Below are 22,996 nucleotides of genomic sequence, written 5' to 3'. Positions count from 1 at the left end.
GTTCAGCGTTGCGATACATCGGGCAAACACCACAGGACACCGAGTCAATCGATGCAGTTTTTATCCGATAGCCACGGTTGCGACGGCTGGAAAGGCGAGATGGCCGAACGCATTTGCGCGTTCGACTGGCGCCTCACCGAACTCGGCCCGCTCGACACCTGGCCTGCCAGTCTGTGCAGCACCGTGCAATTGATGCTGGCCTCGCCCTTGCCGATGGTCATGCTCTGGGGCCACGCCGGGTACATGATCTACAACGACGCCTACTCGCAGTTTGCCGGTGGTCGCCACCCGTATCTGCTGGGCGCACCGGTGGAACTGGGGTGGCCGGAAGTCGCCGAGTTCAACCGGCACGTGGTCGACACCTGTCTGGCGGGCGGCACCTTGTCCTACCGCAACAAGGAACTGGTGCTGTTGCGCGATGGCGTGCCCGAAGATGTCTGGATGGATCTGTATTACAGCCCGGTGGCCAACGATGACGGCGTGCCTTCCGGCGTGATGGCGATGGTGGTCGAGACCACCGAGTTAGTGCGCTCCGAGCGCCTGCGTCAGGCGGCAGAAGATGCCTATCGAGCCGACAACGAACGGGTGCGTCTGGCGCTGAATGCCGGGGCCTTGCTTGGCTCGTTCGTCTGGGACGTGAAGAACAATGTGCTGTCGGCCGACGAGCGTTTCGCCCGGACCTTTTGTTATCCGCCGGATCAGGACCTGAGCAACCTGCCGCAATCGGTCAATGAGTCGCGGATCCACCCGGACGACCTGGCGTGGGTGCATGACCGGGTCAGTCACTCGCTGCAGACTGGCGAGCCGTACAACGCCGAATACCGCGTGCGGCGCGCGGACGGCAGCTACCTGTGGGTGCTCGCCAGTGGCGCCTGCGAGTTCGACGAACACGGCGCGCCGTTTCGTTTTCCCGGGGTGTTGATCGACATCCATGAACGCAAGATTGCCGAAGAATCCCTGCTCAAATTCACGCGCAACCTGGAGCAGCGGGTGGCCAGTGAAGTGGGTGCCCGGCTGGCGGCGGAAGAGCAATTGCGCCAGTCGCAGAAGCTTGAAGCCATCGGCGGACTGACCGGTGGCGTGGCCCACGACTTCAACAACCTGCTGCAGGTAATTGCCGGCAACCTGCATTTGCTGGCGCGGCATGAGCCGGACAATGCCAACGTGCAGCGCCGGGTCAGCGCCTCGCTGGCAGCGGTCGAGCGCGGCGCCAAGCTGTCGTCGCAACTGCTCGCTTTTGCTCGGCGCCAGCCGTTGTCACCGGCGGTGTGCGATCCGCGGCAGATCTTCGACGGCGTCGGCGAATTGCTGCAGCGCGCCCTCGGTGAAACCATTCAGATCGACGTGCAATTGCCGCAGGAACCGTGGCACATCAACGTCGACCGCAATCAACTGGAAAACGCCATTCTCAATCTGGCGATCAACGCCCGGGATGCGATGAAAGGCGAGGGCACGATTGTTCTCAGTGCCATTAATACTCGGCTGGACAGCACTTTTTGCGCGGGCAAAGGCATCGTCGCCGGCGATTTCGTGCGGGTGGTGGTCAGCGATACCGGCGTCGGCATTGCGCCGCAAATGCTCGAGCAAGTGTTCGAGCCGTTCTTCACCACCAAGGCTGACGGCCAGGGCACCGGGCTCGGTTTGAGCATGGTGTTCGGCTTCGTCAAACAGAGTGGCGGCCACGTCGAGATCGACAGCACCGTGGGCGAAGGCACGCGGGTGCAACTGTACTTTCCGCGCAGCCTGCGTCCGGTTCTCGATGAGACGCCGAGCGTCGACCCGCACCAGGGCGGCGGCCACGAGACCATTCTGGTGGTCGAGGATAACGACGCGGTGCGCGCTTCGGCCGTGGAGTTGCTGCGCGAAGAAGGCTACCGCGTGCTGACCGCCGGCAATGGCGACGTGGCGATGCAGATGCTGCTGGAAGGGATCGACGTGGATCTGATTTTCACCGACGTGGTGATGCCGGGGCTGATCAAGAGCTCCGATCTGGCAGCCTGGGCCAAGGTGCAGACGCCACCGGTGGCGGTGCTGTTCACCTCCGGCCACACCCGCGACATCATCTCGCGCAACCACCAGTTGAGTCCGGACACGCATTTGCTCGGCAAGCCCTATGGCCCGGAGGCGTTGTTGCAGATGATTCGCTCGGTGCTCAGTGCCTAGCTGGCTAATCCCCGATTCCCTGTGGCGAGGGGATTCATCCCCGATGGAGTGCGCAGCACTCCCCAGCATTTTTCCACCTACATGGAATTTGCAGTGACTGCGCCGGCTGCGCCGCCGATCGGGGATAAATCCCCTCACCACAGGGTTCAGTTTCGCCCCTAATTTTTTCTGCAGGGACAGCCCATGACTTCCAAACGCACCTCCAAAGCACCCGCCGGCATGGTTCGGGTGCGTGGCGCCCGGGAACACAATCTGAAGAATGTCGACGTCGATATCCCTCGCGACGCGCTGGTGGTGTTCACCGGGGTTTCGGGTTCGGGCAAGTCGTCGCTGGCGTTTTCAACGTTGTACGCTGAAGCCCAGCGGCGTTATTTCGAGTCGGTGGCGCCGTATGCACGGCGGCTGATCGATCAGGTCGGCGTGCCGGATGTCGATTCCATCGAAGGCCTGCCGCCCGCCGTGGCCCTGCAACAGCAGCGCGGTACGCCGAGCACGCGTTCGTCGGTGGGCAGCGTGACCACCTTGTCGAGCCTGATCCGCATGCTTTATTCCCGCGCAGGCAGTTATCCGCCGGGGCAGCCGATGCTCTATGCCGAGGATTTTTCGCCGAACACCCCGCAAGGCGCGTGCCCGGAGTGCCACGGTCTGGGCCGGGTCTACGAGGTGACCGAGGCGCTGATGGTGCCCGATCCGAACCTGACCATCCGCCAACGCGCCGTGGCGTCCTGGCCGCTGGCGTGGCAAGGGCAGAACCTGCGCGACATCCTCGTGACCATGGGCATCGACGTCGATATTCCCTGGAAGAAACTGCCGAAAAAGCAGCGTGACTGGATTCTGTTCACCGAAGAAACCCCGACCGTGCCGGTGTACGCCGGGCTGACCCCGGAGGAAACCCGGGTCGCTCTCAAGCGCAAGATGGAGCCGAGTTATCAGGGCACCTTCACCGGCGCCCGACGCTACATCCTGCACACCTTCGCCCACTCGCAAAGCGCGCTGATGAAGAAGCGCGTTGCGCAATTCATGCTTGGCAGCCCTTGCCCGTTGTGCGACGGCAAACGCCTCAAGCGTGAAGCGTTATCGGTAACCTTTGCCGGTTACGACATCGGTGAACTGTCGCAGATGCCGTTGCTGCAAGTGGCCGAAGTATTGAAGCCTGTGGCCGCAGCGACCTATCTGCAACAGGTCGAGGAAAGCGGCGAAACCCTCAGCCATGCGCAAACCCGCGAGGCCCGTCAGCAGCGCGTGGCGCACGGTGCCAGCGGCCACGCCAGTGCACCGGACGTGCGCCACACGCCGAACCTGTCGCTGGAAAAACGCCTGGCAGCGCAGAGGATTGCCGAAGACTTGCTGGAGCGGGTCAGCACCCTGACCGATCTGGGCCTCGGTTATCTGGCGCTGGAGCGCAGCACGCCGACGTTGTCGTCCGGCGAGCTGCAGCGCCTGCGTCTGGCGACGCAATTGGGCTCGCAACTGTTCGGCGTGATCTACGTGCTCGACGAGCCATCCGCCGGTCTGCATCCGGCCGATGGCGAGGCGCTGTTCGAGGCCTTGCAGCGGCTGAAGGCTGACGGCAATACGCTGTTTGTGGTCGAGCACGATCTGGAAACCATGCGCCGCGCCGACTGGCTGATCGACGTCGGTCCGGCGGCGGGCGAGAAGGGTGGCCGGGTGCTGTACAGCGGTCCGCCGGCAGGGTTGGCCGAGATCGACGAATCGCAGACCCGCGCCTACCTGTTTGCCGAGAGCCAGCGGCAGACCCGCACCGCGCGCAAGCCGAGCGGTTGGCTGAAACTCGATGGCATCAGCCGCAATAACCTGCACAACCTCAGCGCTGAATTTCCCTTGGGCTGCTTCACTTCGGTGACCGGGGTTTCCGGCTCGGGCAAGTCGAGTCTGGTCAGTCAGGCGTTGCTCGAACTGGTCGGCGCGCAACTCGGGCGGCCGCTGGTTGAGAACGAGTCGGAAGAACTCAGCCTCGAAGACGATGCGCCGCAGGCCAGCAGCGGTCAGGTGACTGCGGGGTTGGAGTCGATCAAGCGCCTGGTGCAGGTCGATCAAAAGCCCATCGGCCGCACGCCACGTTCGAATCTGGCGACCTACACTGGGCTGTTCGACAACGTGCGCAAACTGTTCGCCGCCACGCCTGAAGCACGGGCGGCGGGGTATGACGCCGGGCAGTTTTCCTTCAACGTCGCCAAGGGCCGTTGCCCGACCTGCGAGGGTGAAGGTTTTGTCAGTGTCGAGTTGCTGTTTATGCCGAGCGTGTATGCGCCGTGCCCGACCTGTCACGGCGCGCGCTACAACCCGCACACGTTGGCGATTCAGTGGCAGGGCTTGAGCATTGCCCAGGTGCTGCAACTGACGGTGGATGAGGCGGTTGAGGTGTTCGGCGAACAGCCGGGGATTCGCCGTTCGCTGGAGGTGCTGCGTGACATTGGCCTCGGTTATCTGCGGCTTGGGCAACCGGCCACCGAGTTGTCCGGTGGTGAAGCACAACGGATCAAACTGGCCACTGAGCTGCAGCGCAATCAGCGCGGTGCGACCCTTTATGTGCTGGACGAACCGACCACCGGACTGCACCCGCGTGATGTCGACCGACTGCTGGAGCAACTGGACAACCTGGTCACGGCAGGGCACACAGTGATCGTCGTCGAGCATGAAATGCGCGTGGTGGCGCAGAGTGACTGGGTGATCGACATCGGCCCGGGGGCTGGTGATCAGGGCGGCAAAATCGTCGCCGCCGGCACGCCGCAGAAAGTCTCCGCGAGCAAGAAGAGCCGAACCGCACCGTTTCTGGCCCGGGCCTTGAGCCGATAACCACGGCGATCCCACTGGCCCCCACAGAGGGCTGCGGTGTACTCGGAAGATGTCACACCGCAATCCCTTGTAGGAGTGAGCCTGCTCGCGATAGCGGAGTGTCAGCCAGAAATGAATTGACTGACCTGACGCCATCGCGAGCAGGCTCACTCCTACAGGGGCTGTGTTCTCAACCGAGCAACCTGGTGGCGGTGTGTCAGGCGCCATCAAGTGTGCGGCGGACCTTGTCCAGCAGTTCGCTGATCTGGAACGGCTTGACCAGCATTTCCATGCCGCTACCCAGGAACACCTGGCGATTGATCGCGGTCTCGGCATAACCGGTCATGAACAGGATCGGCAGGCTTTCACGCCAGCCGCGCGCTACATCCGCCAGCTCCCGACCGCTCATGCGTGGCAGGCCGACGTCGCTCAGCAGCAGGTCGATCGTCGGATCATTCTGCAAGCGCTCCAGCGCGGTTTCGATATCCGCCGCCTGCGTGCAGCGGTAACCCGCGTCTTCCAGCACTTCGGTGACGAACATGCGCACTGCCGGCATGTCCTCGACAATCAGGACATGCTCGCCGGCACCCTGCGGATCCACCTTCGGTGCCGGGATGTCGGCGCCGGTCGGGTCGTTCGTCGCCGGCAACATGATGGTCACTTCGGTGCCACGCCGTGCGACGCTGCGGATGTGCGCATCGCCACCGGACTGGCGGGCGAAACCGTAGATCGTCGACAACCCCAGACCAGTACCCTGGCCCAGCGGTTTGGTGGTGAAGAACGGATCGAACACCTTGTCGATCACACTGTGCTCGATACCGGTGCCGTCATCGCGCACCGAGAGCGCGACATACGCACCATCGGCCAGATTCGGGTCGCCATGGGAATACGCCGCATAGGTGTTGACCCAGATATTGCCACCCCTGGGCAGCGCATCCCGGGCATTGATCACCAGATTCAGCACAGCGCTTTCCAACTGCACCGGGTCGACCAGGGCAACCGCCGGTTTGTTAGTCAGCTCAAGTTTTAGGGTGATGCGTTCGCCGATGGTGCGCATCAGCAGTTCTTCCAGCGAGCGCACCTGCTCATTGATGTCCACCGGCCGGGTATCCAGCGGCTGTTGGCGGGCGAAGGCCAGCAGACGATGAGTGAGGGACGCCGCACTCATCGCCGAATTCAGTGCGGCTTCGGCGTAGAACTGCACCTTGTCCGGACGCGCATCGGCCATGCGTTTCTGGATCAGTTCGAGGCTGGTGATGATCCCGGTCAGCAGATTGTTGAAGTCGTGGGCGATGCCTCCGGTGAGCTTGCCCAGTGCGTCCATCTTTTGCACTTGCAGCAACTGCGATTCGGCGCGCACCCGCTCGGCAACTTCTTTGGCCAGTTGGGTGGTTGTGTCGTCCAGCTGTGCCAGGTGCGAGCGCTCGCGGTGGCGATGCTCGGTGACGTCTTCGACGAATACCAGGCTCAGCTGCGGCGTGCGATATGGCGAAATCTGCCACTCGGTTTCGCGAACCTCGCCCTGTACGCGCATGTTCAACGTGCCTTTCCAGCGCTCGCCATCGACCAGCCGCAGGCGCAACTCGTTGAGGATCGCGCCCTGGTCTTGGTCAAAGCACTCGCTGAGCGTTTCCGGGTTGCGGTTGTCCTGAATCATCTGCGTGAAGGCGTGGTTGCACTCATGCACTTTCAGGTTGGCGTCGAGCACGGCAATCGGCGCCGAGACATTGACGAAAATCTCGCGGAAGCGGGCCTCACTCTCGCGCAGCGCGTTTTCGGTATCGCGTACCCGCAGCAGAGTGCGCAGGGTCGCCAATAGCACGTCCGGGTCTACCGGGTGAATCAGGTAGGCATCCGCCCCGGCATCCAGACCGGTGATGATGTCACCGGTCTGGATCGACGCGGCAGACACGTGGATCACCGGCAGCAGCGCGGTGTGTGCATCAGCACGCAAGATGCGCACGATGTCGAAGCCACTCATGTCCGGCAGGTTGACGTCGAGGATCAGTGCATCAAGTCCCTCGCTCGCGATCAGCGCCAGGCCCTCGCTGCCGGTGCCGGCCTCCAGCACCTCGTAGCCATGGCGCTCCAGGCGCCGGCGCAAGGCGTAGCGGGTGGCGACGTTGTCGTCGACGATCAACAGACGGATGTCACGTTTCATCGACATTCTCCAGGGCGAGCGCCAGTGGAATGATCACGAAAAAGGTCGATCCGACCCCCGGCTTGCTGTCCATCCCGACCTCGCCGCCGAGCAGGGCGGCGAAGCGCTTGCACAGCGACAAGCCGAGGCCGGTGCCGCGCAGACGTTTCTGCAACGGCGAGTCGACCTGCGAGAAGTCCTCGAACAATGCGCCGTGCAGCTCCGGCGCGATACCGATCCCGGTGTCGCTGACGGCAAAACGTACTTTGTCCGAGCCTTCCAGGCGCGCCGAGACCCGCACTTCACCCCGGGTGGTGAACTTCAGCGAGTTGGAAATGAAATTGCGCAGGATCTGCGCGAGTTTCTTGTCGTCGGTGTACAGCCGTGGCAGGCCGACCGGCTCTTCGAAAATCAGATCCACTGCCGAGGCATCGACGATCGGCCGGAACATCCCGCGCAGGGCAGAGAACAGGTCGAACATGTCGAACCACGCCGGAGAAATACTGATCCGTCCGGCTTCGATTTTCGCCAGATCGAGCAAGTCATCGACCATGTCACTGAGTTCGCGGGCGGCGCTGCTGACGAACGCCACCTGCTTGTGCTGCTCGGGGCTGAGCGGGCCGTCGAGCTCGTCGGCGAGCAAGCTGTTGATGCTCAGGATCGAACCCAGCGGCGTGCGGAACTCATGGCTCATGTACGACAGAAAGCGGCTTTTCAGGTCCGAGGCCTGCCTCAGTTCTTCGGCCTGGTTGTCGAGTTCGGCATAGAGCGCCAGCACGCCCTGGTTGGTCTCGTCGAGTTCCTCGCGCAGGGCCGCGGTCTCGCTCTGCAATCGGGCGATCAGCGCAGCCTGTTCGGCGGCATTCAGGCTTGGTGACTCAGCCATGGGCGGCCTCCAGAGCAACGACCAGCACGGTGACATCGTCGCGCCCGCGACAGAAGTCACGGTGCAGGACGCTGGCTATCACGGCAGGATGGCGGTGCACCAGACCGGGGTAGTCTTGAAGATTCCAACGGGACTGCAGGCCGTCGCTGTACATGATCAATAGATGTCCGTTCACGTGAGCATAGTCAAAGGGCTGGGCTTTCCGGTATTGGCCGCCGACGATGCCCGGGTGCGAGGCCAGGCCCCGCGACTTGTCGGCGGTGATCAGGCTGGCGCCGATGTTGCCCACGCCAGTAAAGGTCAGGCCGTCGCGGGCGGCATTGAACTGGGCGAACGCGGCTGCGCCGCCACGGCTGCCGATCATGTCGCGGTGCATATCCTCCATCAGCAGCACCGGGCTGGCGAACGGGGTCTCGGCGAACACCCGCTCGCCGGCCTTGGCCGCGCGTTCGGCATCCTCTCCGTGGCCGAGACCGTCGATGATCAGCGCACTGACATTGGCGCCGTTGTACGCCAGGTGCCAGGTGTCGCCGCACGCCGGGTCGTTGTGCAACGAGTGCTGGCTGACGCCGTAGCGCAAGTCGGGCTGCCGGTCGCCGCGCGGATACAGACGCGCCAGCAGCACCGCGCCACGGGCGTCGGCATGCACGTCGAAGACTTCGGTCTGCCGCGCCACGGCACCCAGTCCGATGCCCTGGGTGCCGCCGGTGGAAAAGCCATCGGTCAGGCAGGCGTCGAGGTCAAAGCCCTGTGCGCGATCGACCGCGAGCATCTCGATGCCGTACCCGTTGGGGCGCGGCAGCAGGCGCAGGTGAACTTCGCCGCGGCTGGCGTGCTTGAGCACGTTGCTGGCCAGTTCGGTGGCGACCAGCGCTACCCGCCCGGCATCGGTCTCATCAAAGCCATGCTGCTCGGCGAGCCGTTGCGCGGTGCGCCGGGCGTGGCCGATCTGGCTGCTGTCTTCGATCAGCAGCACCTGGGTCAGTGACCCTGCGATATTCATGTCCATCGGGTGATCGTTATTCGCGTGCCCTTGCCCGGCTCGGTGTCCAGTTCGAATTCTTCGACCAGGCGTTTTGCCCCGGTCAGGCCCAAGCCCATGCCGCTGCCGGAGGTCCAGCCGTCGGTCATCGCCAGTTTGATATCGGCAATACCGGGGCCTTCGTCGCGGAACGTCAAGCGCAGACCGACCTTGTGATCTTCATCGAGAATTTGCCAGTCCATGTCGCCGCCGCCACCGTACACCATGGTGTTGCGGGCCAGTTCGCTGACCGCCGTGACCATTTTGGTCAGGTCGATAAGGCGCATCCCGCATTCGGTGGCGAGCTTGCGGGCGGTCTGGCGTGCGAGCACGACATCCTGCTCGATATGGATGGGTTGAGTACCGCTGCTGCGTACGGTCATTGCCGGTCTACTCGTTCCTGCAGCAGTTTCATCCCGCGCTCGACGTTCAGTGCGGTGCTGACGCCGGGCAGGGTCAGGCCGAGTTCGACCAGAGTGATCGCCACGGCCGGCTGCATGCCGACCAGCATGGTTTCGGCGTCCATGATTTTCGACAGCCCGGAGATGGTGCTGATCATCCGGCCAATGAACGAGTCGACCATGTCCAGCGCCGAGATGTCGATCAGCACACCGCGAGCCGAAGTGTTGCTGATGCGCTCGGACAAGTCGTCCTGCAACGTGAGGGCGAGTTGGTCATGCATGTCGACCTGAATGGTCACCAGCAGGAACTTGCCCATTTGGAGAATCGGGATACGTTCCATCGGCTCAGACCGCTTTGCCGAGGCTGATGCCCAGGCGGGTGAGGGCGAGCTTCAGCGCGTCGGCCAGATTGGCCTTGGTCACCACGCCTTGCAGATCGAGGCCCAGGTGGACGATGGTCTGGGCGATTTGCGGACGCACGCCGCTGATGATGCAGTCGGCGCCCATCAGGCGAATCGCGGTCACGGTTTTCAGCAGGTGCTGGGCGACCAGGGTGTCGACGGTCGGTACGCCGGTGATGTCGATGATGGCGATTTCCGAACCGGTGTCGACGATGCGTTGCAGCAAGGACTCCATCACCACTTGGGTACGTTGCGAATCGAGGGTGCCGATCATCGGCAGCGCGAGTACGCCGTCCCACAGCTTGACCACCGGCGTGGACAGCTCCAGCAGTTCTTCCTGTTGGCGTTTGATCACCGCTTCACGGGACTTCTGAAAGGTGCGGATGGTGTGCATGCCGAAGGCGTCGAACAGTTCGGAAATTTCCCAGAGTTGTTCGGCGAGCAGCGCTGGCTGTTCTTTATAGTGCGCTTGCAGCAGGGCAAACAGCGGGCCCTTCAGGGCGAAGATGAAACTGGCGGTCTGTTGCGAATCCTGACCGAGCTGGGCGCGGCTGTGGGAGAGCTTTTCGAGGAACTGGCGGGTGGCTTCCCAACCCGGCGCATTGATGTTGGTGCCGTTGTCATCCTGCAGGCCATTGATCACCAGTTGCAGGAATTCGCTGGTCTGTTGTTGCAGGTCATGGTCTTTGAGATTGCGGGTGGCGCCGCTGGCTTCCAGGCCGTTGATCCATTCGCTCAGCAGTTGGGGTTGTTTGTTTTTCATCGCATCGAATGTGCTGTTCTGCAGTGCTGCCATGTGCCTGTTGCTCCGTAGCGTATTGGGCCGGTTCTGTAAAAAGTGACCGGTGCGAAGTCAGTGACCTTTGCCGTTCAAAATAGTTGTTCGGTTGCTCAGGGATATTTTTGATCTGGCGCAAGAAGTGCCCCGGTAACTCTAGTCGGCGCCCCTCAAACCAGCGATGTTTTGAACGTTGGCACCGTAGCGGCTTCGAATATACAAGGCCGACGGGTTTGAGTCGCGCCAGCATTGAAAAACGAGGTGGCTATGAACGAGCAATCGCAACAGCAGCAGAAACCGGACGCCGAACCGATTAATCGCAACGACCCGGCCATCGACCCGCAAGTGCCGGGGCAGAGCCCGCCAATCCCGCCGAAGGGCGAGAGCGAACAGGTCCAGAGCGCTGACCCTACGGTGGACCAGAAGAACAAACACACCGACAACGACAACGAGTTCAGCCCTGGTTTCGAACCTGAGCCTGATCGTCCGAAGCCCGGTGAAGAAACCGATGCCGACATCGATACTGACGGCGGTTGATCGCACTGAAACGACAAAAGGCCGCATTAATCAATGCGGCCTTTTGCTGTACAGCGCCCGGGTTACTTGCTCGGGTGTTTGGCCTGCAGCTCTTTGGCCGCGGTCAGGTGTTTTTCCAGCGCCGGCAGCATTTTCTGCGCAAAGGCTTTCAGCTCGGGTGCGCCTTTGGTCTTGTCGTCGGTGACGGTGTTGGCTTCTTTCTTGAACAGTTCGATGGTTTCTTCGTGGGCCTTGACCTGGTTGTTGGCGTAGGCCGCGTCGAAGGATTCATCGCGCATGTCGAGGATCTTTTCCTTGGCCTGCTTGACCAGGGTGGTGGTGTCAGGGACTTCGATGTCATTGGCCTTGGCAATGCTGGCCAGCTCATCGTTGGCCTTGCTGTGGTCGGTGATCATCATGTTGGCGAACGCCTTGATGTCGGCCGACTGACTTTTTTCCAGGGCGAGGCGGCTGGTCTCGATCTCGGCGATGCCACCGGCAGCGGCATTGTCGACGAAGTCGTTCGAAGTGGCGGCGAAGGCACTGCCCATGCCGCTGCTCAGAGCGACAGCCAGAACGAGATGACGCAGGTTGAATCCGTCCATTGATGTATCTCCACACAGGTTTTTGTTGACGTTATGCAATGGAGGGAGCGGAGAGGGAAAAGGTTTGATCGTGTTTCCGAAAGGGCGACGAACGGCCACCGCTGGTCTGACAGGTGGTCGACAGAACCCCTCAACCAAGGCCATTCTGATACGGGCTGACGCATCGGTCGCGTCGGCTGCCGATCAACTGACGGAGGTGTTCCATGCCGGTTCCCCATGACCTGTTTCAGGACTTGAGCTGCACGAAGGAAGAGATCCAGCAAAAACGCACCCAGGATCCACGACTGGATTCACTGATCAACAAGTATTCCCAGGCTGACGCCGACGTGGTCAAGGCCGAAACGGCCACCTCGGACGCCCCCAGCGACGACGCACTGAAAAAACTCAAAGAGAAGCGTCTTAAGGTCAAGGACGAAATAGTCAGCCATTTGCAGGCGCCGTCCTGATCCCCGGATGATCCGCCGACCCACGGTTGCGGATTGATTGGAACGACAACCACCCTCGGCACCTCGAATGTTCAGAGTCTTCATTCAGCGACTCTCTGCGAGGTGCCACATGAACACACCCAGATTCCCCAGTGAAGAGCAGGGCGGTTTCGACCCGGTTCCCACGCACCCTGAGCCCAACAGCCCAGCGCACACCACCACTTTTCCTGAAGAACCGGACGAAGATCTTCCTGAAGACGAAGATCCGGACAAGTTCGACAGATCCGGTAACTGACAGACCGCCTTCGCGAGCAAGCCCGCTCCCACATTGGAACGCAATCCCCCTGTGGGAGCGGGCTTGCCCGCGAAGAGGCCAGCCCATTCAACATCATCGTTGCCTGACACACCGCTTTCGCGAGCAAGCTCGCTCCCACATTGGAACGCAATCCCCCTGTGGGAGCGGGCTTGCCCGCGAAGAGGCCATCCCATTCAACATCATCGTTGCCTGACACACCGCTTTCGCGAGCAAGCCCGCTCCCACATTGGAACGCAATCCCCCTGTGGGAGCGGGCTTGCCCGCGAAGAGGCCAGCCCATTCAACATCATCGTTGCCTGACACACCGCTTTCGCGAGCAAGCTCGCTCCCACATTGGAATGCGGTTCCCCTGTGGGAGCGGGCTTGCTCGCGAAGAGGCCAGCCCATTCAACATCATCGTTGCCTGACACACCGCTTTCGCGAGCAGGCTCGCTCCCACATTGGGATTACAGCTCCCACATTTGCCATGCATCATTTCAACGCATCCGCCAACGGCAATCGCGCCATGTGCGTAGCCTTCAGCGACCCCAGATACAACCAGTCCCCATACTCGCGCGCTGTGGTGATCGGCGAGTAATTGCCGCTGCTGGCGTCCTGCAGATTGGCGATCACCTTGCCCTCAAGGTCCAGCCCCAGGACAAACCCGCGTTTCTCCACCGGTTTCGGCAGCACCATCAGCGCGCGCACGATCATCTTGCGCAGCAGCGGATGCCCGGCGGTGCCGTCGAGCAAGGCACTGCGCGGCGCGTACAGCGCGACCCAGAAGCGATTGCTGCCATTGAACGCGAGGTTGTCCGGCAGGCCGGGCAGGTTTTCGATGAACAGATCATGGGTGCCGGCCTTGGGCCCCGTCAGCCAGTAACGGCTGATGCGATAGGCGCCGGTTTCATTGACCAGCACATAAGCGTCATCCGGGCCGAGGGTCACGCCGTTGGCAAACTGCAGTTTGTCCAGCAGCACGCTGGTCTTGCCGGTCTGGAAGTCATAACGCAACAGACGCCCGTCGCCAGCGTGCTCGATGATCGCCTCACCGTCATGGCCGTAGCCCCAGCGGCTGCTGGCATCGCTGAAATAGGCGTAGTGCCCGGACTTGTCGATCGCCACATCATCAGTGAAACCGAAGGGCAGGCCATTGGCCTCGGTGGTCAGGGGAATCAACTGACCCTGAGCGTCGAGCGACAGCAAACCCTTGACCCCGTCGGCAATCACCAGCAAACCGTTGGGATGCCGTGCCAGGCCCAGCGGCCGGCCGCCAGTGTCACTCAGCACTTTGCGCGTCTTGCCATCGAGGCTGGTGCGGATCAGTCGCCCATCATGCAGACCAGTGATCAGGTAATCGCCCTCCAGCAGCAGTGCTTCGGGGCCGTCGATGTCGCTCGGGCCAACCTGTTCGACGGCCTTGAGCCGCTGGTTTTCTGCGTAAACCCCTTCGTTCAGTGACGGAGCCGCTGGCGGTTTCCACGCCACCGGCTGCACCTTGGTCGGCATCAGCAGCACAAACGCGATGACGAGGATCACCAGCAATAACAGCAGGCGCTTCATGAAAGGTGCCCCGTCAGCGTCAGGTGCCTGAGCGCCATGTCGCGCAAGGCCTGCATCGAGGTTGCCGATTCACGTTCGATGCGGCGCTTGAGCAGCAGCAGATTGGCCAGGCGCATGCCAAGGCCATCGAACCGGTAATCCAGAGTGCGCACGAACCGCGTGCCGTCACCTTGCGCCGCGCACTCGTAGGTCAGCAGCAGCGACAAGCCATGATCGCCCCGCGCCCGGGCGCACCAGCGGCGACCGGGCAAATACTCGGTGACCTCCCAGCGCAAATGGCCGGCGCGGCCGCCGGCATGAATGTCTTCTTCGAAACGCGCGCCGGCATGCAGCGGGCCTTGCGGGCCGTCGATTTTCAGCGACGACGGGTGCCACTCGGGCCAGTGGTTGACGCTGGCGGCGTAGCGGAGCACGGCGACCGGTTCGCCGGCGATATCGATCTGGTGCTGCATGCGGGTCATGGGTGATCTCGAATAGCGCAACGGGGCGGGTTGCGGCTCCCAGTACAGGGTGCCGAACAGGTAATCCATCAGCGGGAAAACGATATTGAAATTACGCTCCTGCATGCACTCGCGGCGGTGATGCAGCTCGTGCAGATGCCGCATCTGGCGGATCCATGGCAGGCGGGTCAGCGGATTATTCGGCGGTAGATGCTCGCAGGCGTGAAACACCTCGTAGGTCAGATAACCCAGGACCATGCAGCCGCCGAACAGCCCGGCGACATTGGTGTTGAACTGCGCGAGCAGCCACCACAGCGGCAGGGTGAAAACCAGCGTATGCACGACGATCAGCCAGGCCGGAAACAGAATCACCCGCCAGTCGCGGGCGCCGTCGTAAGTCATGTGGCCGGGGGTGAAAAAGCTGTGATGGTCACCGGCATGTCGGGCATAGAACAGCTTGGCGAAAGTCTTTTTGTGGTGACCGAGGTGGCGATGAACCATGTACACACCAAAGTTGAACAGCAGCAGGGTCAGCGGCACGCTCAGCCATTCCAGCGGCTGCACCTGATGCGTGCTGCTCCAGAAGGCGCCGATTGCCAGCACGCCGAACAGCAGCACGAAGGCGCCGTGCAGCCACGGGTTGTACAACGGATGAATCGCCACACGGTAGCGGCTGCGAAATGCCTCGGTGGTCTGCCTCACTGCGTTCACCTGTGGGTATTGTTGTTATACCCGGCAGATTAGCCGATCCGGCCGTTTGTGCAGGCCGCACCTTGAGGTCAGTTGCGCCATGCTCCGGTGTAAAGCGGCCGACTCAGCTCAACGGGTTCCAGCGTTGCGACCAGTCGTCATCGGTGGCGATTACCTGGCGCAGCAGATCGAACGCCTGTTGCAGCGTCGCCGAGTCGCGCTCGCGGGCATACACCAGATAGGTTGGATAGCCGAATTCCGGGGCCTTGGTCACTGCTTCCAGGGCGCCGGTTTCCAGATAGCTGCGCACCACGCGGGTACGGAAGTAGCCGCTGCCGCCATGTTCGAGGATGTATTGCAGGGCCAACGGGCCGAGGTTGAAACTCAGCGCAGCTTTGGCCTTTTCCGGCAGGGCAGCGTCGTGCTGGCGACGGAAATCAGGCCCCCAGTCGATGTAGACGTAGGGATCCGGGCGGTTCGGCGCGCGCACCAGAATCAGTTTTTCTTCCAGCACCTGCTCGACCTGCAGGCCCGGCCAGTATTCCGGCTGATAGACCAGCGCGGCATCGAGCACGCCGAGTTCGAGTTGGCGCAGCAGGTTTTCGCCGTCGCGGATTTCCATGCGCAGGGCGTGGCCGGGAATTTTCTCGCGCAGTTCGGCGGCCCAACTGAGCATCAACGGGTTGCACAGGCTGACTTCGCCACCGATGTGCAGCACGTTGTGATAACCGTCCAACAGCGGCAGGTCGCGCCGCGCGGCTTCCCAGGTCTGCACCAGTTGATTGGCGTAGACCACGAAGGCCTCACCGTTGGCGGTCAGTTTCGCCCCGGCGCGGTTGCGCACGAACAGGGTACTGCCCAGCTGACTTTCGAGTTTCTGCACCCGGGCGGTGATCGCCGTCTGCGTGACGAACAGCTTCTGCGCCGCCGCAGCGAGGCTGCCGTGACGGACGATTTCCAGAAAGGTGCGGGCGAGGTCGATGTCCATGGGCGGGCCGGTGTCTGAGGTGCGGGCATTGTAAGTGCCGGCTCGCCACCGCGTCATCGTTCATCGCGAGCGGGCTCACTCCTACAAGGCTCTGCAGTGGCCATCGATTTCGTGAACCGTCAAACCAACATCGCCTGACCCACCGCCTTCGCGGGCAAGCCCGGCTCCCACAGGGTTGGGCGGTGGCCATGGATTTTGTGAACGACACAGAACCCTGTGGGAGCGGGCTTGCTCGCGAAGAGGTCCGCCGATCACCACAAAATCAACCCGCCAGCTCAACCTTGCGCACCCGCGCCCAGTCTTCGACCAATCGCGCCGGCGTGCCGCAGGCCTTGCGTTTGTAGACGAAGTGGCTGCACTTCTCGGCAAACTGGTTGCGGTTGTAGAGCATGTCTTCCTGCATCTCTTGCAGTTCGTTTTCCCGGCATTGCTCGATCAGCACCTGATCCACGCGCAACTTGCGCTCGCGCACGGCGGCGTAGGTCGGGTCGCTCAGTGCCGCATTGGCTCGTTGCAGCAACCACAGCGAAAACTCATCCGGGCAGCGCGGGCCGATTTCCTGGATCATGCCCAGTTGCAGCGCTTGCGTGGCGCTGACCGGCAAACAGGCCTGGGTCAGTTGCTCGGCCATCGCCGGGCCGACGGCGCGCGGCAGGCTGTAGGTCCAGTATTCCGAGCCATACAGGCCCATGCTCTTGTAGTGCGGATTGAGCACGATGTCGGCCCGGGCAAACACGATGTCGGCGGCCAGCGCCAGCATCACGCCGCCTGCTCCGGCATTGCCGGTCACGCCGCTGACCACCAGTTGCCGCGCGCTGAGTAGCTCGGCGCAGACATCGTCGATCGCCTGAATATTCGCCCAGGCTTCAGCGCCCGGGTCCTGCGCCGCTTGGATCACGCTCAGGTGCACGCCGTTGGAAAAGCTGCCGCGCCCGCCCTTGATCAACAGCACCCGAGTGTCCCGAGACTTGGCCCAGCGCAGCGCTTCAACCATGCGCTGACACTGTTCGGTGCTCATCGCGCCGTTGTAGAACTCGAACGTCAGCTCCCCGACATGCCCGGATTCACGGTAGCGGATCGGCTGATACGCCTCGTCGTTGAATGGCTCGCTGGCGATCGACCAGTCGAGGGTCGGCACACCCTCCAGTTGCCCGGCCAGCACATGTCGCGCCGGTTGCTTGAAGGTCGCTTCGCCGGGCAGTGGTTTGCGCCGCAACGAGCCGATCCACAGGCTGTGATCGCCAGTGGCGACCAGCACCGCGTCGTCATGCACCGCGAGGATTTTGCCGGGAATGCCGGTGCGCTGATCGAGGTGCGCGTCGTACACGTAATACTGCCCGCCGGCCAGACTCGCCAGAACCCCGGGCTGGCCGTCCGCGGCGTCGATGCAGCGTTTGATGAAGCGCGAGCAGTCGTGCCAGCTGAAGGTGCGATCGGCCTGTTTCATGTTCGGCTGCAGGCGGCCACGGACTTTGGGGTCGGTGTAATCCAGTGCAACCGGTTGCACGCCGTCGATGAATTTCTCGACCACTTCGCGAATGCAGCGAATCGCCGCATCGCTGACCCGACCGTTGTACAGCTCGGACTTGCGCAAGCCCGACGGCAGATTGAATTCGCAGGTGGCCCAGACCGGGCCGGCGTCCATTTCTTCCACCGCTTGCAGCGCGGTCACGCCCCAGCGTGTGAGTTCGTTAGTGATCGCCCAGTCCAGCGCGCTGGCGCCACGATCGCCGACGATGCCCGGGTGGATGATCACCACCGGGCGCCGCACATTGCTCCACAGCGCCTGCGGTACGCGGTCCTTGAGGAACGGGCAGATCACCAGATCGGCGCCGCTGTGTTCGATCTGTTCGCACACCGACGCTTCGTCGGTGAATACCACGACGCTGGGCGAGTGCCCGGCCTGACGCAGTTCGAGCCAGGCACGTTGAGTCAGGCCGTTGAAGGCCGAGGACAGCAGAATAATCTTCAGTGATCGCATGGTTTTCTTCCTTGAAGGGATAGCCGCGGGCTCCCGGTGAGCCGTCCTTGGCTTTCGATGAAGCGCGCAGATTAGAGAGTGGTTGCGCGCTGGCAACTGATCCGGGTCAACGTTGTGTCAGTCAATATTTCTGCGGCGACGGAACGTCTTATTCTCAAAGGTTTGCCTATCCTGTTTTTTTATTACTTCAAATGTCCGCAGCGCTATTGCACAGTCGCGCCTGATCAAAGGCCGGACGATCCCGGCAGAACCACGGATTTTCGCAGCGGGTGGGACCCGTTTCAGGGAGCAAGGCATGGGTGATGTTCAGAACCCGCATTACCGGATGATTGGGCACATGTTCCAAAAGGACTATCGCTGGCTGTGCGCTGCCGTTGGCCGTACGCTGGGTTGCCCGCACAGCGCACAGGACATCGCCTCGGAAACCTTTTTACGGGTGCTGGCCCTGCCGGACCCGAGCGCCATTCGTGAACCCCGGGCGCTGCTGACCACCATCGCCCGGCGGCTGGTCTATGAAGGCTGGCGCCGCCAGGATCTGGAGCGCGCATATCTGGAGAGCCTGGCGCTGGCGCCGGAACCGGTGCATCCATCGCCGGAAGAACGGGCGCTGGTGATCGAGGCATTGCTGGCAGTCGATCGCTTGCTCAATGGCTTGTCGGCCAAGGCCAAAGCCGCGTTTCTCTACCATCAGCTCGACGGTTTGACCTACAGCGAAATCGGCGAACGGCTCGGGGTTTCCACTAGCCGTGTGCAGCAATACATGGTCGAAGCCTTCAAACGTTGCTATCAGGCAATGCAGGCATGAGGCCGGACGAGGCGGTGATCGACGAGGCGGCGCAGTGGATGGCGTTGTTGCAGTCCGGCGAAGCCAGCGCTGGCGAACGCGCGGCATTCGAAGCGTGGCGCGCGGCTGATCCGCGCCACCAGCGGATCATCGAACAAATGGGCGGCGGCCTGAACCTGTTGCGCAACCCGACCTTGCGCGGGCTGCCGCGCAACAGTCTGCTGCACAGCCTGAATGCGCCGTCGAGCCGGCGGCGCTTTGTCAGTGGCAGCTTGAGCGTGCTCGGTGTCGCGGTGCTGGCCGGGTTGCTCGGGCGCCGCTATGGCTGGCTACCGGAAGCGGGGGAGTTGGCGACCGGTACCGGCGAGCGACGCGATTTCACCCTTGAGGATGGCAGCGCGCTAAGCCTGAATGCGCGGACGCGGGTGGTGGCGCAATTCGATGCGACTCAACGCTTGCTGGCGTTGCGCTCGGGTGAGTTGCTGGTAGACGTCGCCAAGGACCCCGCGCGGCCGTTTGTGGTTGCGACCGAACACGGACGGATGCGGGCGCTGGGCACCAAATTTCTCGTGCAACAGGTCGACGATGCTACCCGGCTGGTGATGCTGCATTCGCAGGTCGAAGTGCTCACCGCCGGTGGTGCGCGGCAAGTGGTGGAGGCGGGGGAAAGTGTGCTGTTCAACGCTAAGGACATTCTGGCTCTGGAGCGCAGCACCGGCCAGGAAAGCGCCTGGGTGCAAGGCCGCCTGGAAGTGCGCGACCGGCCGCTGAGCGAAGTGATCGACAGCCTGCGCCGCTATCGCCGGGGCGTTCTGCACCTGAGTCCCGAGGTGGCCGATCTACGCCTGAGCGGCCTCTATCCGCTGGACGACAGTGACCGCACCCTGCAATTGCTGGAGCGTTCGCTGCCGATCCGCGTCACCTGGCACAACCCCTATTGGGTCAGCATCCAATCCCGCCCTTAAGCCCACCGCATTACCTGTAGGAGCTGCCGAAGGCTGCGATCTTTTGATCTGAAAAGCAAAAATCAAAAGATCGCAGCCTGCGGCAGCTCCTACACAGAGGTGCGTGAAATACGGTTATAGGTTTATGACTTCTTGGCCTAATCGCCGCCCTATAAAAAGTGCCGGCCCGCTGCTCATTCCCTGCAGACGCCTTCAACAGGGAAGCCCTTGATGATTTCATTCAAACAACAATTACCGCGCCTGACCCTCGCCGCCGCACTGGCGATGGGGCTAGGGCCGATCGCGGTGTATGCGCAGGATTCTGCGGCCCAGGTCTACACCTTCGACATTGCCAGCGGCCCGCTCGACGAGGTCTTGCTGGATATCTCACGCCAGACCGGCGTACCAATTTCCTTCAGCCAGAATCTGGTGCAGGGCAAGCGCAGCAGTGCCGTGCGCGGTGCGTTGGACGGGCGTCAGGCTGTCGAGAAGGCATTGCGCGGCAGCGGCCTGCAAGTCGAGCAAAGTGCTCAGGGCCTGAGCGTGCGCGAAGGCGCGACGAGTACGCCGGTAGCGGCCAAAGTCAGCGCCGTGGCCCCGGCTACCAGCGCCGATTACCGCATGGAAAAAGTCACCGTCACCGGCTCGCGAATCGCCCGCGCGCAGAGCGATGGCGCGACCCCGGTCAACGTCATCACCCACGAAGAGATGGAAGCGCGCGGCTACAAGAACGTCTATGACGCGCTGGCGACGCAGACGCAAAACACCGGCATGACCCAAGGCGAGGACTACGGCAACACCTGGCAGCCGGCGGCCAGCGCGATCAACCTGCGTGGCCTCGGCCCCAACCACACGCTGGTGCTGATCAACGGCCGGCGCGTCGCCGATTATCCGACGCCATACGATGGCAAGGTCAACTTCACCAACCTGGCGAATATTCCTTCGGCAGTCATCGAACGTATCGAAATTCTCAGCAGCGGCGCCTCGGCGATCTACGGTTCGGACGCGATTGCCGGGGTGGTCAACATCATCCTCAAGAAGCAGATCAATGGCATCGACGTCAATCTCAAGGGCGGCACCAGCGAGCGTGGCGGTGGCGACAATCAGCGCCTGCAAATCAGCGGCGGCGGCAGTTGGGGCGACTTCGACGTCTTGTTCGGCCTGGAGCTGACCAACCGCGATCCGATCTGGGCCGATGATCGCGGCTTCATGCAGAGCGGCCCGCTGGCGGATGTCGGTTACCGTCGCGACCTGAGCAACAATCGCTACCTCGGCCCCGGTTGCGGCGCCTATCAAGGCACTTTCGATAACAAGCTGCTGAACAACGCGGGTCGTTGCCGCACCGATCAGATGTACAACGATTACTGGACGATCCAGACGCAAAAGGAAAACTACGACGGCTACACCCGCGGCACCTGGCACTTCAGCGACAGCGGTCAGGTGTTTGCCGACTTGATGTATGGCCTCGATCACATCCAGAACAACACCCGTGGCCCGACCTTCACTTCGCCGGACTTCATCAACCAGAACAGCGGCAATCTTGAGCGCTGGTATCGGCGTTACGGTGAAGAGGAAATCGGTGGCCGCACCAGCAACAACAGCAAGTGGACCGACACTTCATGGACCGGCACCCTCGGCCTCTCGGACAAGATCGCCGACACTGGCTGGAGCTATGATCTGGCGGCCAACCGTTCGGAATATCGCAGCGTCAGAACCACACGCTACACGCCGCTGTCATCGATTCAGGATTTCTACCTTGGCCCGCAATTGGGCGTGAGTGGTGGTTATCCGGTGTTCGCCCCGGACGCCTCGCGTCTCGATCGCCCGCTGACGCCACAAGAGTGGGAGCAGTTTCGCAGCAACCTGACCCAGCGCAGCAAGTCGGTTTCCACCAGCTACAACGCCTCGATCAATGGCGACTTGTTTGACCTGCCGGCCGGCCCGGTCGGGTTTGCCGGCGTGCTGGAAGCGGGCAAACAGGAATATCGCGTCGACCCGGACGACGGTCTGAATGACGGCACTTTTTATGGCGTGAGCCCGGCGCAAAGCTCCGGCGGTTCGCGCAAGCGCTACGCGGCGGGCGGCGAGTTCAGCATTCCGGTCACCGACACCGTGCTGGCCACCGCCGCCGGACGTTGGGACCAGTACAAATTCAGCGGCCGTAGCGAGCAACAAAAGACCTACAACCTCGGCCTGGAGTGGCGCCCGATCACCAGCCTGTTGCTGCGCGGCAGTTACGGCACCAGTTTCCGCGCGCCGGATCTGAACTACATCTACCAGTCCGACAGCAACGGTTACTACCCGGCGCAGATCGACTACTACGGTTGCAGCCAGGGCGTGCAGGGCGCGTGTGATCGTGGGCGGGTCGACTACACCCAGAGCGGCACCCCGGATCTTGAGTCCGAACGCGGCAAATCCTGGACCTATGGTTTTGTCTGGTCGCCGTCGCGCAACTTCGATTTCTCCACGGATTTCTGGCGGGTCGAGATCGACGACCTGCTGACCACCGTCGACGAAAACCGCCTGTTGCAGCAAGAGAACGAATGCCGCAACGGCACCCAGGACATCAATTCGGCCAACTGCCAGTCGACCCTGGCGCGCATCGACCGCAACCCGGGCAATGCGGCGATTGACCCCAACCAGTTGCAACGGGTGCGGGTCAATGCGATCAACGCCGCCAGCGAGCGCGTCAGTGGGCTGGACTTCAAGAGCAACATCCGCTGGGGTGCTGGTGAGTACGGCGCGTTCAGCTCGGCGCTGGGTTATACATTGGTGCTTTCGCATTTCTACAAGGAGTCGGACGAAGCGCCGACTCAGGACTGGCGCACGTCGCGGACCAATTACGACTGGCGCAGCAAGGTCAACGCCAGTCTGACCTGGGATTATCAGAAGGCCACGGCGACGCTGATGGGGATTCGTTACGGCTCCGTGACCAACGGCGCGGGTGACGGGCGTCTGTCGCCCTGGACGGTGTTCAACGCCAGCGCCCGCTACAAACTCAACGACCGCGCCAGTGTCGGCCTGACCGTGAACAACGTGCTCAACCAGATCAAGCACGATGACTCGGCCGGCTGGCCGTATTACCCAACCGGTAACTATGACCCGTACGGGCGGCAGTGGTGGCTGGATGTGAGTTATCACTTCGGCAGTTGAGTGCGCGGAATTTGTGAGTAACGTCC

The 22,996-nt window shown here is 62.3% G+C and carries 19 protein-coding genes; 8 read left to right on the top strand and 11 right to left on the bottom strand.

Annotated elements, in window-relative coordinates; genetic code table 11:
- Positions 1-51 precede the first annotated feature (51 nt).
- Positions 52-2,163, top strand: coding sequence for a hybrid sensor histidine kinase/response regulator (locus CKW11_RS02935; RefSeq protein WP_095136281.1), 2,112 nt, complete (start codon positions 52-54; stop codon positions 2,161-2,163).
- Between the two features lie 183 nt (positions 2,164-2,346).
- Positions 2,347-4,980 carry an excinuclease ABC subunit UvrA gene (locus tag CKW11_RS02930; RefSeq protein WP_095136279.1) on the top strand — a complete coding sequence of 878 codons (2,634 nt, stop codon included), beginning with the start codon at positions 2,347-2,349 and terminating at the stop codon, positions 4,978-4,980.
- Positions 4,981-5,176: 196 nt separating this feature from the next.
- On the opposite strand, the gene CKW11_RS02925 is transcribed toward CKW11_RS02930, so the two are convergent.
- Genes CKW11_RS02925 through CKW11_RS02900 form a run of 6 tightly spaced genes read right to left on the bottom strand, consistent with a single transcriptional unit; the run spans position 5,177 to position 10,604 of the window.
- A complete protein-coding gene (locus tag CKW11_RS02925) occupies positions 5,177-7,120 on the bottom strand; it encodes a response regulator (protein WP_095136277.1) in 1,944 nt (647 codons plus the stop codon).
- Entirely contained in the window at positions 7,110-7,985 is an 876-nt protein-coding gene (locus CKW11_RS02920) for a sensor histidine kinase KdpD (protein ID WP_095136275.1), read from the bottom strand. The genes CKW11_RS02925 and CKW11_RS02920 overlap by 11 nt, the downstream gene beginning before the upstream one ends.
- A complete protein-coding gene (locus CKW11_RS02915; RefSeq protein ID WP_095136763.1) occupies positions 7,978-8,988 on the bottom strand; it encodes an ATP-binding protein in 1,011 nt (336 codons plus the stop codon). Before CKW11_RS02915 ends, CKW11_RS02920 begins: the two co-directional genes overlap by 8 nt.
- The gene (locus CKW11_RS02910) at positions 8,985-9,389 is read right to left on the bottom strand and encodes an anti-sigma regulatory factor (protein WP_003225570.1); all 405 of its coding nucleotides are present in this window, start codon (positions 9,387-9,389) and stop codon (positions 8,985-8,987) included. The genes CKW11_RS02915 and CKW11_RS02910 overlap by 4 nt, the downstream gene beginning before the upstream one ends.
- Entirely contained in the window at positions 9,386-9,748 is a 363-nt protein-coding gene (locus CKW11_RS02905) for an STAS domain-containing protein (RefSeq protein WP_095136273.1), read from the bottom strand. The genes CKW11_RS02910 and CKW11_RS02905 overlap by 4 nt, the downstream gene beginning before the upstream one ends.
- 4 nt (positions 9,749-9,752) lie before the next feature.
- Entirely contained in the window at positions 9,753-10,604 is an 852-nt protein-coding gene (locus tag CKW11_RS02900) for an STAS domain-containing protein (RefSeq protein WP_095136271.1), read from the bottom strand.
- Between the two features lie 249 nt (positions 10,605-10,853).
- Here CKW11_RS02900 and CKW11_RS02895 point away from each other — a divergent pair, with 249 nt between their 5' ends.
- Positions 10,854-11,123 carry a hypothetical protein gene (locus CKW11_RS02895; protein ID WP_095136269.1) on the top strand — a complete coding sequence of 90 codons (270 nt, stop codon included), beginning with the start codon at positions 10,854-10,856 and terminating at the stop codon, positions 11,121-11,123.
- Positions 11,124-11,185: 62 nt separating this feature from the next.
- On the opposite strand, the gene CKW11_RS02890 is transcribed toward CKW11_RS02895, so the two are convergent.
- Positions 11,186-11,707, bottom strand: a complete 522-nt coding sequence (locus CKW11_RS02890) for a DUF4142 domain-containing protein (RefSeq protein ID WP_095136267.1) — start codon at positions 11,705-11,707, stop codon at positions 11,186-11,188.
- A gap of 203 nt (positions 11,708-11,910) precedes the next feature.
- Here CKW11_RS02890 and CKW11_RS02885 point away from each other — a divergent pair, with 203 nt between their 5' ends.
- Both CKW11_RS02885 and CKW11_RS28630 read left to right on the top strand, forming a co-directional pair.
- Positions 11,911-12,153: a DUF465 domain-containing protein gene (locus CKW11_RS02885; protein WP_042559423.1), complete on the top strand. Its 243-nt coding sequence runs from the start codon at positions 11,911-11,913 to the stop codon at positions 12,151-12,153.
- A 109-nt stretch (positions 12,154-12,262) separates the two neighbouring features.
- Complete coding sequence (locus CKW11_RS28630; protein ID WP_166495921.1) at positions 12,263-12,427, top strand: hypothetical protein; 165 nt, start codon at positions 12,263-12,265, stop codon at positions 12,425-12,427.
- Positions 12,428-12,919: 492 nt separating this feature from the next.
- On the opposite strand, the gene CKW11_RS02870 is transcribed toward CKW11_RS28630, so the two are convergent.
- The 4 genes from CKW11_RS02870 to CKW11_RS02855 all read right to left on the bottom strand — a co-directional run bounded on the left by CKW11_RS02870 (position 12,920) and on the right by CKW11_RS02855 (position 18,089).
- The gene (locus tag CKW11_RS02870) at positions 12,920-13,990 is read right to left on the bottom strand and encodes an SMP-30/gluconolactonase/LRE family protein (RefSeq protein WP_095136261.1); all 1,071 of its coding nucleotides are present in this window, start codon (positions 13,988-13,990) and stop codon (positions 12,920-12,922) included.
- Positions 13,987-15,132 (bottom strand): SRPBCC family protein, encoded by a 1,146-nt coding sequence (locus CKW11_RS02865; RefSeq protein ID WP_095136259.1) that lies wholly within the window; start codon positions 15,130-15,132, stop codon positions 13,987-13,989. The genes CKW11_RS02870 and CKW11_RS02865 overlap by 4 nt, the downstream gene beginning before the upstream one ends.
- Positions 15,133-15,244: 112 nt before the next feature.
- On the bottom strand, positions 15,245-16,108 hold the full coding sequence (locus CKW11_RS02860; RefSeq protein WP_095136762.1) for a LysR family transcriptional regulator: 864 nt from the start codon (positions 16,106-16,108) through the stop codon (positions 15,245-15,247).
- Between the two features lie 262 nt (positions 16,109-16,370).
- Positions 16,371-18,089, bottom strand: a complete 1,719-nt coding sequence (locus tag CKW11_RS02855; protein ID WP_095136257.1) for a hydrogenase maturation protein — start codon at positions 18,087-18,089, stop codon at positions 16,371-16,373.
- A gap of 295 nt (positions 18,090-18,384) precedes the next feature.
- Between CKW11_RS02855 and CKW11_RS02850 the strand changes: the two genes are divergently transcribed.
- The 3 genes from CKW11_RS02850 (at position 18,385) to CKW11_RS02840 (ending at position 22,970) form a co-directional block, all read left to right on the top strand.
- Entirely contained in the window at positions 18,385-18,894 is a 510-nt protein-coding gene (locus CKW11_RS02850; RefSeq protein ID WP_027613691.1) for a sigma-70 family RNA polymerase sigma factor, read from the top strand.
- A complete protein-coding gene (locus CKW11_RS02845) occupies positions 18,891-19,838 on the top strand; it encodes a FecR domain-containing protein (protein WP_095136255.1) in 948 nt (315 codons plus the stop codon). Before CKW11_RS02850 ends, CKW11_RS02845 begins: the two co-directional genes overlap by 4 nt.
- A gap of 210 nt (positions 19,839-20,048) precedes the next feature.
- A complete protein-coding gene (locus CKW11_RS02840; RefSeq protein WP_095136253.1) occupies positions 20,049-22,970 on the top strand; it encodes a TonB-dependent receptor in 2,922 nt (973 codons plus the stop codon).
- Positions 22,971-22,996 lie beyond the last annotated feature (26 nt).

Source organism: Pseudomonas sp. Irchel s3a10, from assembly GCF_900187525.1.
GTDB classification, from domain to species: domain Bacteria; phylum Pseudomonadota; class Gammaproteobacteria; order Pseudomonadales; family Pseudomonadaceae; genus Aquipseudomonas; species Aquipseudomonas koreensis_G.
Note: the sequence above shows the minus strand (reverse complement) of the source record. Positions and strands in the feature narration are given on the sequence as shown.

Bases quoted from the DNA above. Each gene is read 5' to 3' on its own strand.
- CKW11_RS28630 (WP_166495921.1), top strand. From the start codon at position 12,263: ATGAACACACCCAGATTCCCCAGTGAAGAGCAGGGCGGTTTCGACCCG.
- CKW11_RS02895 (WP_095136269.1), top strand. From the start codon at position 10,854: ATGAACGAGCAATCGCAACAGCAGCAGAAACCGGACGCCGAACCGATT.
- CKW11_RS02915 (WP_095136763.1), bottom strand. From the start codon at position 8,988: ATGAATATCGCAGGGTCACTGACCCAGGTGCTGCTGATCGAAGACAGC.
- CKW11_RS02855 (WP_095136257.1), bottom strand. From the start codon at position 18,089: ATGCGATCACTGAAGATTATTCTGCTGTCCTCGGCCTTCAACGGCCTG.
- CKW11_RS02910 (WP_003225570.1), bottom strand. From the start codon at position 9,389: ATGACCGTACGCAGCAGCGGTACTCAACCCATCCATATCGAGCAGGAT.
- CKW11_RS02850 (WP_027613691.1), top strand. From the start codon at position 18,385: ATGGGTGATGTTCAGAACCCGCATTACCGGATGATTGGGCACATGTTC.
- CKW11_RS02885 (WP_042559423.1), top strand. From the start codon at position 11,911: ATGCCGGTTCCCCATGACCTGTTTCAGGACTTGAGCTGCACGAAGGAA.
- CKW11_RS02845 (WP_095136255.1), top strand. From the start codon at position 18,891: ATGAGGCCGGACGAGGCGGTGATCGACGAGGCGGCGCAGTGGATGGCG.
- CKW11_RS02840 (WP_095136253.1), top strand. From the start codon at position 20,049: ATGATTTCATTCAAACAACAATTACCGCGCCTGACCCTCGCCGCCGCA.
- CKW11_RS02870 (WP_095136261.1), bottom strand. From the start codon at position 13,990: ATGAAGCGCCTGCTGTTATTGCTGGTGATCCTCGTCATCGCGTTTGTG.
- CKW11_RS02890 (WP_095136267.1), bottom strand. From the start codon at position 11,707: ATGGACGGATTCAACCTGCGTCATCTCGTTCTGGCTGTCGCTCTGAGC.
- CKW11_RS02925 (WP_095136277.1), bottom strand. From the start codon at position 7,120: ATGAAACGTGACATCCGTCTGTTGATCGTCGACGACAACGTCGCCACC.
- CKW11_RS02860 (WP_095136762.1), bottom strand. From the start codon at position 16,108: ATGGACATCGACCTCGCCCGCACCTTTCTGGAAATCGTCCGTCACGGC.
- CKW11_RS02930 (WP_095136279.1), top strand. From the start codon at position 2,347: ATGACTTCCAAACGCACCTCCAAAGCACCCGCCGGCATGGTTCGGGTG.
- CKW11_RS02935 (WP_095136281.1), top strand. From the start codon at position 52: ATGCAGTTTTTATCCGATAGCCACGGTTGCGACGGCTGGAAAGGCGAG.
- CKW11_RS02900 (WP_095136271.1), bottom strand. From the start codon at position 10,604: ATGGCAGCACTGCAGAACAGCACATTCGATGCGATGAAAAACAAACAA.
- CKW11_RS02905 (WP_095136273.1), bottom strand. From the start codon at position 9,748: ATGGAACGTATCCCGATTCTCCAAATGGGCAAGTTCCTGCTGGTGACC.
- CKW11_RS02920 (WP_095136275.1), bottom strand. From the start codon at position 7,985: ATGGCTGAGTCACCAAGCCTGAATGCCGCCGAACAGGCTGCGCTGATC.